This window comes from Streptomyces aurantiacus JA 4570, from assembly GCF_000414115.1.
GTDB lineage: Bacteria > Actinomycetota > Actinomycetes > Streptomycetales > Streptomycetaceae > Streptomyces > Streptomyces aurantiacus_A.
In genome coordinates, this window is sequence record NZ_AOPZ01000222.1 from 1 (window position 1) to 10,059 (window position 10,059).

At 69.8% G+C, this 10,059-nt stretch carries 8 protein-coding genes, 1 tRNA gene, 1 pseudogene and 1 riboswitch; of the genes and pseudogenes, 3 read left to right on the forward strand and 7 right to left on the reverse strand.

Annotated features, from left to right (window positions below; translation table 11 throughout):
* On the forward strand, positions 1-480 hold a 480-nt coding region (locus tag STRAU_RS21650; protein ID WP_037660991.1), incomplete at its 5' end, for a class F sortase.
* Here STRAU_RS21650 and STRAU_RS21655 read toward each other — a convergent pair.
* From STRAU_RS21655 to STRAU_RS21665, 3 genes are all read right to left on the reverse strand, one after another.
* Positions 453-1,235 carry a CbtA family protein gene (locus STRAU_RS21655; RefSeq protein WP_259299955.1) on the reverse strand — a complete coding sequence of 261 codons (783 nt, stop codon included), beginning with the start codon at positions 1,233-1,235 and terminating at the stop codon, positions 453-455. The two genes, STRAU_RS21650 and STRAU_RS21655, sit on opposite strands and share 28 nt — an antisense overlap.
* Before the next feature lie 155 nt (positions 1,236-1,390).
* Entirely contained in the window at positions 1,391-1,618 is a 228-nt protein-coding gene (locus STRAU_RS21660; protein WP_016642511.1) for a CbtB domain-containing protein, read from the reverse strand.
* 34 nt (positions 1,619-1,652) lie between these two features.
* A riboswitch (cobalamin riboswitch) is annotated at positions 1,653-1,801 on the reverse strand.
* Positions 1,802-2,185: 384 nt separating this feature from the next.
* Positions 2,186-2,983, reverse strand: coding sequence for a GAF and ANTAR domain-containing protein (locus STRAU_RS21665; protein WP_016642513.1), 798 nt, complete (start codon positions 2,981-2,983; stop codon positions 2,186-2,188).
* A gap of 164 nt (positions 2,984-3,147) precedes the next feature.
* Between STRAU_RS21665 and STRAU_RS21670 the strand changes: the two genes are divergently transcribed.
* Positions 3,148-4,191 carry a glycoside hydrolase family 6 protein gene (locus STRAU_RS21670; protein WP_052029187.1) on the forward strand — a complete coding sequence of 348 codons (1,044 nt, stop codon included), beginning with the start codon at positions 3,148-3,150 and terminating at the stop codon, positions 4,189-4,191.
* A 159-nt stretch (positions 4,192-4,350) separates the two neighbouring features.
* On the opposite strand, the gene glxA is transcribed toward STRAU_RS21670, so the two are convergent.
* The 4 genes from glxA to STRAU_RS21690 form a co-directional block, all read right to left on the reverse strand.
* Positions 4,351-6,288 (reverse strand): radical copper oxidase GlxA, encoded by a 1,938-nt coding sequence (gene glxA / locus STRAU_RS21675; RefSeq protein WP_016642515.1) that lies wholly within the window; start codon positions 6,286-6,288, stop codon positions 4,351-4,353.
* A complete protein-coding gene (locus STRAU_RS21680) occupies positions 6,285-8,279 on the reverse strand; it encodes a glycosyltransferase family 2 protein (RefSeq protein ID WP_016642516.1) in 1,995 nt (664 codons plus the stop codon). The genes glxA and STRAU_RS21680 overlap by 4 nt, the downstream gene beginning before the upstream one ends.
* A 326-nt stretch (positions 8,280-8,605) precedes the next feature.
* The gene (locus tag STRAU_RS21685) at positions 8,606-9,319 is read right to left on the reverse strand and encodes a FadR/GntR family transcriptional regulator (RefSeq protein ID WP_016642517.1); all 714 of its coding nucleotides are present in this window, start codon (positions 9,317-9,319) and stop codon (positions 8,606-8,608) included.
* A gap of 237 nt (positions 9,320-9,556) precedes the next feature.
* Positions 9,557-9,630 (reverse strand) — tRNA-Lys (locus STRAU_RS21690).
* 264 nt (positions 9,631-9,894) lie between these two features.
* Between STRAU_RS21690 and STRAU_RS44950 the strand changes: the two are divergent.
* A pseudogene (locus tag STRAU_RS44950) lies at positions 9,895-10,059 on the forward strand (peptidoglycan-binding protein); the annotation flags it as partial.

Below are 10,059 nucleotides of genomic sequence, written 5' to 3' on the forward strand. Positions count from 1 at the left end.
GAGCCGCTGCCCGCGGCCCGCCCGCAGCGCGTGGACGTACCCGCGCTCGGCGTGCGCGCCCCGGTCGTCGCACGCGGCCTGGACCCCGCGGGTGCCATCGACCCGCCGCCGTACACCCAGCCGGGCGTCGTCGGCTGGTACGGGGGCGGCGTGCGCCCCGGCGCGAAGGGCACCTCCCTGTTCGTCGGCCATGTGGACACCGAGAGCAGACCCGCCGTCTTCTACCACCTCAGCGCCCTGCGCCCCGGCGAGAAGGTGCGCGTGACCAGGGACGACGGGTCGCTCGCGGAGTTCACGGTGGACGACGTGCAGGTGCTCGGCCGGGACGACTTCAGCGCGAGGATGGCCTACGGCCCCCGCGAGGAGGGCCGGGCCGAGCTCCGCCTGATCACGTGCGGCGGCACGTTCGACCGCACCAGCCGCACGTACTCGGCGAACGTGGTCGTGTCCGCCTATCTCACCGGCGCGACCGAACCGTAGTCGGCCGGCTCGGGCTTGCCGTCCGCCTCGCCCGCCGCGACTGGCGCCTGCGCGCGGACCGCGCGCAGCCCGAGGCCGCCGAAGACCGCCGCGAACACCGCCCACAGCAGCACGTGCGACGCCAGGGACAGCATCCGGAAGTCCCACAGCAGGGTCGCGCTGACCGGCACCGGATCCGGGTTGTCGGGCAGCGCCCACAGCAGGACGAGGACCAGCGCCGCCGTCAGGGCGGCCGCGCCCTGCCGGACCGGCACGGCACGCGGTGCGAGACGTACGTACACCTGCCACACCAGGAACATGCCGAGCACCCCGATGACGACGGCGCCCAGCCACATCTGCTGCCGGTCGCCCACCGTGCCCGCGTCCCCGACCCCGGGCGGGGCCGCCGGGTAGCGCAGCGCGGGGAACAGGGAGACGGCGCAGAACGCGGCCGCGCAGAACGCGAGCGCCCGCGGCCACGGATTGCCGCGCGGATCGCGCCGGTGCACCAGCGCGTACGCGACGGCGAACAGCACGCCGATCGCCAGACCGGCCACCACCAGGGCGATGACCAGGCCCGCGTGCTGGGTGGAGCGCGAGAACAGTTCCTCGTGGTGCTGGACGGCGCCGCCCGCGGGCTCGTGCTCGTGCGAGCGGGCCTCCTCGGCGCGGATCGCCTTGTCCATCAGCGGCTCGGCGAGCAACAGCGAGAACAGGCCCGCCGCGAGACCGCCGAGCCCTCCGGCCACGAGGCCCCGCCCGAGCAACGGAAGCACGGGCGACCCGGCGGCACGCGGAGAGGCAGAGGGAGAAGAACGGGACGGAGAAGGGGAGGGAGAGGGAGAGGGAGAAGGGGACGGGGAGGAAGTGCTGGGAGCGGTCGGAGGGTTCGGGGAATTCGGGGACTTCGACATGGTGCGCGCGGCCCCGATCAGTGGCAGGGGGCACCGAAGAGGTGCCGGCCGTCGTGCGCGAACTCGTGCAGGTAGTCGCCGGTCGCCGAGATCAGCGAGCCGTTGTCCATGAAGACGGCGTACAGCGCGATCAGCGCGACGATCGCCGCGGCAGCGGCGATCAGCCAGTCGCGGGTCTGGATCGTCGCGGACTGTATCGCGGTCGTGTCGCTGTGCGGTGCGCCGTGCGCAGACGTGAGGGACATGCCGGTGGGCCTCCTTCTGGGGTTTCCACGCCCCATGGCAGGAGGACGACGGGTCAGTTCCTGACTTCCGTGCGCGCGTGAGCGGTTCGCGCGTACGGTCACAGTGGCGGGACCGTCCCGGAGTCGCACCGGGTTCCTGGCAACCGTCGCCTCGATGTATGGACTTGTCGCCCGGAGAGTCCCAGGTGGTCATGGACACTGTCAACCAGTGCACGCGCCCCTGACGTGGGGACTCGGGTGCACGGCGCACACCCCGGCGCGCGGCGGGTGCGGACACAACCTGGCCCGGCCAACGACCCGCTCCCCCCGGAGCCATCGACCGGGCTGGTCCTCGACCGCGCGCGCTCGAGCTGCGGGAGAAACCCGGCGCCGGCACGGGAGGTCTTGGGATGGACCTTGGGATGAACCCACGGTGGTGGAATGGTCAACTCAGGCCGGGGGCTTGGGCCGTAGAACAGACTCTAGAACGGAAGGCGGCCCCGGCCTAGAGGGGGTTTGACGCCAAGCCACCTTTTGCTTCCGCCGCGTGATGGCCGCACGTCGCACAGATGCGCCCGCCCGCATGCCCTACGGGGCCTGCCGCGGCGGTGGGGGCGCGCCGGCGCGCAGGGTCGCGTCGTCCAGCGCCCCTTTGATCACCATGCCGGCGACCACGTCCATCACCAGGCGCTCCCGCCGCGCGTACCTCCGCAGCGCCTCGAAGGCCACGTCGAGGCCGGTGCCCCAGCGCTCGGCCAGTATCCCCTTGGCCTGCTCGATCCGGACCCGGCTCGTCAGCGCGGCCTGCAACTGCCGGGAGAGGTTGCGGTATCCGGCGTACGCGCGGTGGTTGTGCAGCCCGACCGCGGCGGCGTCGGCGAGCGCCTGCGCGAGCGCCAACACGCCGTCGTCCTCGGCCTCTTGCGGGCCGCCGCCGGGCCGGGCCGAGGCCGGCCACTCCGCCGAGAAGACGTTGAGCACGCCGAGCACCCGCTCCCGGGCCCGCAGCGGCACCGCGAACGTGGCGTCCACGCCCTGCGCGCGGGCCCGCTCGGTGAAGGCCGGCCAGCGGGTGCGGGCGTCGGCCGAGGCCAGCCGGACGGGCGGTACGGGGCGGCCGGTGCCGTAGGCGTCCAGGCACGGCCCGCCCAGGTGCTGGGCCTCCAGGAGATCCCGGGCCAGCTCACCGCCCCGGCTGCTCGCGGCGATGCGGACGGTGCTGCCGACGTCGATGTACATCACGCCCGCGGCCGGGGCGTCGAGGAGTTCGGCGCAGTGCTGGGACACGCGGTGCAGGTGGCGGTCGGTGTCGAAGTCGTCGGCGACCGTGTCCACGGCTTCCACCAGGACCTGTGCCAGCCTGAGCGCAGAGGTGCGGTCCCGCATGGCACTTTCCCTTCTCGGCCGCCCCCCTACGGCCCCACGCCTACCCCGCTTCGGCGGGCTGTAACAGGTCTTCTACAGGTGGGTCGCCCGGATGGCCGGGCCTCGTGGGCCGCACGTAGTTATGTCAGGATTGAGCACCGGACAGTGCACCCAAGGGGGAGTGGATGTACCGCAGAATCACAGGTCGCGGGCGTGTCTTCGCGGCCAGGGGGGTGACGGCGACGGTCGCGCTCGCGGGAGCGGCGCTGCTGCTGTCCGGTTGCTCGTCTTCCGACGGTGACGGCAAGGACGAGGAGGGCGTCGGCAGCGGCGTCAGCCAACAGCCCAAGGGCGAGGACCCGTTCTGGGTGAACCCCGAGGGGAACGCCGCGAAGCAGGTCTCCGCGTACGAGAAGGACGGCAAGAAGGACGACGCCAAGCAGATCCGCAAGATCGCCGAGCAGCCGGTCGCCGAGTGGATCCTCCCCGAGGACCCGGAGAAGCAGACCCGCGGCTACACGGAAGCGGCCGAGAAGGCCGACCGCGACGCGCTGCTCGTCCTCTACAACATCCCGCACCGCGACTGCGGCCAGTTCTCCAAGGGCGGCGCGGCCGACGGCAACGCGTACCGCGCGTGGATCGACGGCGTGGCCAAGGGCATCGGCGACCGTGCCGCCACGGTCATCCTGGAGCCGGACGCGGTGCTGCACATGGTGGACCAGTGCACGCCCCCGGAGTTCCACGAGGAGCGGTACGACCTCCTCAAGGGCGCCGTCGCCAAGCTCAAGTCCCTGAAGAACACGAAGGTCTATCTGGACGCGGGCAACGCGGGCTGGTCGAAGCCGGATTCGCTGTACGACCCCCTGAAGCGCTCGGGCGTCGAGCAGGCCGACGGCTTCTCCGTGAACGTCTCCAACTTCCAGACCACGGAGGCCAGCAAGCGGTACGGCAAGACGCTTTCCGCGAAGGTCGGCGGCAAGCCGTTTGTCATCGACACGAGCCGCAATGGGCGCGGGCCCTACACGGGCAAGGGCAAGGACCCTTGGTGCAACCCGCCCGGGCGGGCGTTGGGTGAGGCGCCCACCACCAAGACCGGTGACGATCTGGTCGACGCCTATGTGTGGGTCAAGCGACCCGGGGAGTCCGACGGGACGTGTCGCGGTGGCCCGCAGGCCGGGCAGTGGTGGCCCGAGTACGCCCTCTCCCTGGCCAAGGCCAGCGCCCCGTAGGGGCGCGGGGAACTGCGCGCTCAGCCCGCGAAAAGCCGCAGACGCATCTGCCGAGTTACTGAGCAGACGCGTCTGCGGCTTCTTCGTGGCTGGTCGCGCCCACGCGGGCGGCGGAGCCGCAAATCGATACAGCCCCGCGCCCCTGACGGGGCACTTACCTCACGGAACGTGGACCCACTGCGCCTTACTGGGCGTGCCCTGATCGTCCGTCACGAAGAGCATGTACCAGCCGGACTCGACGAGGCTGCGGTTCTTCGGGACCGTAACCGTCACCTTGTTGCCGGACTTCTTCAGGTCAAGGGCGATGGACGTCTGGTCGATGTCCGTCACGTGGGTCGAGGCGCTGGGCCGGATCAGCCGGGCCTTCTTGATCGACGAGGCGTGGCTCGTGGGGAACGTCCCCGACTCGCCGCGCGCGATCTTCTTGGGGCCTTCGCCAAGGGTCGGCTGGGACCCGTGGTACAGGTACGGCGGCGTATAGATCTCCACCCGCTGCTCGAAGACACCCGGCTTCGTGTTGCCCTTGTCGGAGTACAGGGAGTCCGAGCCGAAGAACATCACGCGGCCGTCGGGCAGCAGGATCGAGCCCGAGTGGTAGTTGCGGCCGACGTGCGGGTCGGCGACCCGGTCGAAGCTCTTGGTCTTCGGGTCGTACAGCCGCGCCTGCTTGATGTTGGAGTCGCTGCGGCCGCGGTAGTCCTCGGAGCCGCCGGAGACGAGCACGGAGTCGTCGGGCAGGACGGACGCCTGCGGATAGCGGGTGCCCTTCTCCAGCTCGGGGCCGTCGGTGAACTTCGGATTCGCGTCCTTCAGGTCCACGATGCGGGTCTTCGTGGAGGACTCCTTGGACTCGCCGACGCCGCCGCCGCCGACCACCATGTACTTCTGGTCCTGCGCGGGCGGGAGTTCGACGGTGTTGGAGGTCTCCAGGAGGTCCGGGTCGCTCATGCCCGGGATCTTCTTGAACTTGTTGGTCTTCAGGTTCCAGATGCCCGGGTCACGGCCGACGTCGTCGGGGCCGTAGCCGGCGTTCGAGCCGGAGTAGAAGAGCCGCCCGTCGGCCATCTGGAAGATCGCCGGGTAGGTCGGGAACTGCCGGATGCCCTTGGTGTACGTCCACTTCTTCGTCTTCGGGTCGTACACCTCGTTCTTGCCGGGCACCAGCTGCCCGATCTCGTCCAGGCCGGAGAGGCTCAGCACCTTGCCGTCGGTGAGCGTGGTCAGCGTGGGATACCAGCGGGCCTCGTTCATCGGGTCGACCTTGATGTACTTCTCGGCGACCGGGTCGAACTCGAAGGTGTCCTTGATGCCCTGGAAGTCCTTCTTGTCCAGGGCGAGTTTCTGCGCGATGCCATAGGTGTTGCGGGTGTCGGCGCCGCTGAGGCCCTGCACGCGGTAGTTGTCCTGCGTGCCGGTCTCGTACTTCGCGCCGCTCTGCTGCGCCTCGACGTAGATGCGGCCGAGGCCGGGGTCGTTGCGCACGAACGCGCCGGTCTGCTTGTCGAAGACCTTCTTCGCGCGCTCGACGACCACCGGGTCCTTCGACACGAACGTCTTGCCGTTCTTCTTGCCGGTGAACTTGGTGCCCGCGGGCAGCGTGATCGGCTTGTCCGGGTTCTCGTTGTGCACGATCATCAGGCCGCCGGCCTTGGTGACGTCACCCTTGAGCTTCTCGTAGCGCTTGGTGCCGCCCGCGATGAGCAGCTTGCCGTCGGCGAGCTGGGTGTGGCCCGTGCAGAACAGGTCGACCGGCGTCGGGATCTTCTTGATGGTGTTGTTGACCGGGTCCCAGAGCCGGGTGTCGAACTTCTTGTCGTCGAAGTTCTTCTGGTTGTTGCCCGACCCGGCCACCATCAGGATCTTGCCGGTGTGCAGGAGCGAGGCGTGGATCGTGTTCTGCCGGTACTCCTCCGGGAAGTCGATCACCTTCCAGTGACCGTTGTCGGCCTTGTACTCGGGCTGGTTGATCTTGTAGTTGTGGTACTTCTCGGAGCCCACGCGCCACAGCCAGGGGCCGTTCATTCCGGCCAGAGCTATGACGACCGCCGCGCCTATCGCGATGCGGCGGGCGCGGCGGCGGCTGGACGGGTCTTTCATTGTTCGTGGCTCCCGAGGGCGATCTGCATGGTCTCGTCATTCGAGGCCCAGCTGGGCTTCTGCTGTGGTGCGTGTGGCGCAGGCCGCGCGTGCGGCGGCGCGGAGTGCGGCGGGTACTGCTGCGGATACGGCTGCGGATACGGCTGCGCGCCCGGCTGGGCCTGCTGCGGCACGGGCGCAGGCGCGGGCGGCGGCTGCGTGGCGGCCTTCTTCTTCTCCTGCCGCATGCCGTACCGCCACGCGAAGATCGGCGCGGCCGTGACGAGCAGCGCGAACGTGGCCCAGATGATCATCGCGGGATGCGCGTGGTCGTACACGTACGCCGCCGCTATCGAACCGGCGAAGACCAGGATGAAGAACAAGTGGATGCGGAACGTGCCGAACAGCGTGTCCGGGCTCGCCGAGTCGCCCTTGGGCGTGACGACGAACGAGGACTTGCGGCGCAGCGCGGCGTCCATCAGGGAGCGCGCGTAGATCGGCGCGGACAGCGCCGACATCACCATGCCCGCGATGCCGCCGGAGCCCTCGGGCTCGTGCGGCGAGACGTTGTGGCGGCGGTTCCAGATGTACAGGCCGATCTGCAGCGCGGAGGCGTTGCCGTAGAGCATCAGCCAGATGGTCGGGTCGATGTTCACGCCGGACGCGCCGAGACCCAGGAACAGGGCGCAGCTGAGTGCCGCCAGGATCCAGTTCATCGCGGACATCGGGTAGAAGATGACCATCATCGTGTAGTTGAAGAGGCGGCCCGGGGGCAGGGAGAAGGGCGCCTTCCAGAACTGCTTGAGGATGGTCTCGTACGTTCCGCGCGACCAGCGCAGCTGCTGGGTGAAGAAGTCCGTCCAGGCGTTGGGGCCCTCGCCGACGGCGAGCACGTCCGGGGTGTAGACCGACTTCCACTTCTTGCCCGTGGCCGGGTTCTTGGCGCGGTGTATCTCGAAGCCCGTCGCCATGTCCTCGGTGATCGAGTCGTAAAGGCCGCCGATCTGCTTCAGCGCGCTGATCCGTACGGCGTTGCTGGTGCCGACGAACATCGGGGAGCCGTAGGCGTTGCCCGCGCGCTGGATCAGGGCGTGGAAGAGGAACTGCTGGGACTCGGCGGCCTTGGTGACGAACGTGTCGTAGTTGCCGTACACCTGCGGGCCGATGACGAAGCCGACGTCCGGGTCGCGGAAGAAGCCGAGCATCCGCTCCAGGTAGTTGGGCATCGGGACGTGGTCGGTGTCGACCGAGGCGAAGTAGTCGTAGCCGTCGCCGTGCGCGTCCAGCCAGGCGTTGTAGTTGCCGTGCTTGGTCTTGGCGCGGTGCGGGCCCTTGGCCTGGTTCCACTTGGCGATGCCCTTGCGGGAGAAGTGGTGCACGCCGAGGCGGGCGCACACCTCCTTGACCTCGGGGTCGTCGCCCTCGTCGAGCAGCCAGACGTGCAGGAGTCCGCGGTGGCGCAATCTCACCGCCGCTTCCAGGGTTTTCGTCACCATTTCGATCGGCTCCTTGCCGGGCACGAACGAGGTGAGGAAGGCGACGCGGGTGCCCGTCTCGGGCACCACGGGGACCGGGTCGCGGGCCACGAGGGTGGCGTGCGCGTTGGAGAGGACGTTCATGCAGCGGAAGAACTCGATCAGGCCGATCGAGACGAGCATGACGATGTCGAGCGCGGGCAGCCAGTCGTTCGCGACGTAGTCGCGCTCCGTCCAGTGCTCGGGCTGGAGCAGCCAGGCGAGCAGGACGAGGGAGAGCAGCGGGGCGGCGCCGAGCATCAGGGCGGCGCGGATGCGGTGGGGTTCCTGGGACAGCAGCGAGCGGTACTGGACCTTGTACGGCTTGGCGGGGTCCGGCTGGGTGAGGGGGCCGGCCAGGCGGCTGTAGTGCTCGTAGTCGTAGCGGGGCAGCGACTTCTTGATGCGTCTGAAGCCGCCCGTCCGGTGCGACAGCGCCCGCAACTGGGTCGTCTGAGACGGGTCGCTGTGCCGCTCGCCCTCCGGCGTCGACGTCATGAGTCATCCCCCCGCACGCGGCTGTCCGCGCGTTCGTCGGTCCTTGTCGTCCGCCCGGTCCCCCTCGACCTTCGCGGGCGCATCAGTGGCGGGCCCCCCTCGCGTAAGACAGCGAAAGGCGACCCTCCGGTTGCATGATGCCCCCCTCGACATCCGTTCATGAACGCGGGGACCCCCGTCCAGGCGTTCATACGGGCTCTCGTGCGGTCGGCGTCCAAGCCCCCCAACTGCCCCGTACCGCGCGCCTCATGAGAGCCGGGCCGTGCCCAGGCTTCCCGTCAGGGTTCTACGCGCCTATGCATGATCGCAAGAGCGAAACAAGCAGTTTACCGGTCATAACTGGGGTGGGGGACGGTTGTTGAGGCGGGAGCGCTCAGGCGGACGCGAATGTTACCGAAGTGTTCCCGTATGGCCCGCTCGGCCCTCAGGACGTCGGAGGAGCGCACCGCGTCGAGGATCTCGCGGTGCTGGCGGCAGGTGACCTTGGGGTCCTGCGGCACGTCGACCAGATCGGTGCGGACCCGGTGGAAGGCGTCCCAGAACGCCTCGAGGACCTCGCCGAGCAGGCGGTTTCCCAGGCACCTGTAGAGGGCGGCGTGGAAGGCGCGGTCGGTCTCGGCGCGCACGGCGCCGTCCGGCCCCGCGGCCTCGGCGTCCATGCGGTCCACGAGGGCGTCGAGGTCGGCGAGGTCCGCGGCGGGTATGGAGCCGGCGAGGCGGGCGATGAGGCCGGTCTCGACGGCCTCGCGCAGTTCGAGGAGCTGCAGCAGGCTGTCCTCGCCGCGGTAGTGGCCCGCGACGGTGCGGAAGGTGAGGCCCTCGATCATGGGCGCCATCGACATCGGCCCGACATAGGTGCCGAAGCCGTGCCGGATCTCGACGATGCCCATCGCCTGCAGGGCCTTCAGCGCCTCGCGCACCGAGTTCCTGCTGACGCCGAGCCGCTCCATCAGTTCCGGCTCGGTGGGCAGCGGGGACCCGGAGGGCAGCCGCTGGTCGATGATGAGCTTCTTGATCCGCTCCTGGAGGTCGCGTGCCATGGCGCAACCGTAGCGGTCGCGCCCGGCGGGCCCCAGGGGTGCGCGGGGGGCGCTGGCGGCGCCGGGCAGTCGCGTGACCAGTACGAAAAGGCCCTCGGCCGGAACATGTGGGCCTCGCGGAACCCCGGCCGGGGGGTGTGGGTGGCGGAGCCCCCACAACGCGCGGCGAAGCCGCGCAGAAAAGACGACAGCGAGGCGGTTCGCGCTTTCCGCGAACACGCCTCGCCATCGCTGTCGTGCGCCGCCAGGGACTCGAACCCCGGACCCGCTGATTAAGAGTCAGCTGCTCTAACCAACTGAGCTAGCGGCGCCTGCTGACCTGGATAACTCTACCGGACCCTGGGGGGTGCTTCTGACCACGGCCGGGCTGCCCGGGTCTGCCCCCGGGGAGTGCCGGGGCGTGCGCCGGAGGGGTCGGGGGCGGGTGCGGGCAAGGCCACTCCATCATTCGGACCGTCAACATGCGATATCCCCGGACAGTTGAGAGGCTGACGGATGTGCAGACGCGCTCAGAGGCTTTTCCGTGCCCCTTCTCCGACTCCGTCGGGAAAGGCCCGGAGTGTGAGGGGAATCGCATGGAGGCTGCTCCGGTATTCGAGGAATTCGAGCCCGCGAGCGACTGCGACTGTCCGGGCTGTGTCCACCTGCGCCGCTCCGGCGCGCAGGCGTTGCCACCCCGGCTCGGCGGCCACCCCGCCGCCCACGGCGCGCGCCGCGCCCTCGTCCTCGCGGCCGCCGCG

Excerpts from the sequence above, each read along its gene's own strand:
- STRAU_RS21660 (WP_016642511.1), bottom strand. The coding sequence starts at position 1,618 with ATGTCCCTCACGTCTGCGCACGGCGCACCGCACAGCGACACGACCGCG.
- STRAU_RS21665 (WP_016642513.1), bottom strand. The coding sequence starts at position 2,983 with ATGCGGGACCGCACCTCTGCGCTCAGGCTGGCACAGGTCCTGGTGGAA.
- STRAU_RS21670 (WP_052029187.1), top strand. The coding sequence starts at position 3,148 with ATGTACCGCAGAATCACAGGTCGCGGGCGTGTCTTCGCGGCCAGGGGG.
- glxA (WP_016642515.1), bottom strand. The coding sequence starts at position 6,288 with ATGAAAGACCCGTCCAGCCGCCGCCGCGCCCGCCGCATCGCGATAGGC.
- STRAU_RS21680 (WP_016642516.1), bottom strand. The coding sequence starts at position 8,279 with ATGACGTCGACGCCGGAGGGCGAGCGGCACAGCGACCCGTCTCAGACG.
- STRAU_RS21685 (WP_016642517.1), bottom strand. The coding sequence starts at position 9,319 with ATGGCACGCGACCTCCAGGAGCGGATCAAGAAGCTCATCATCGACCAG.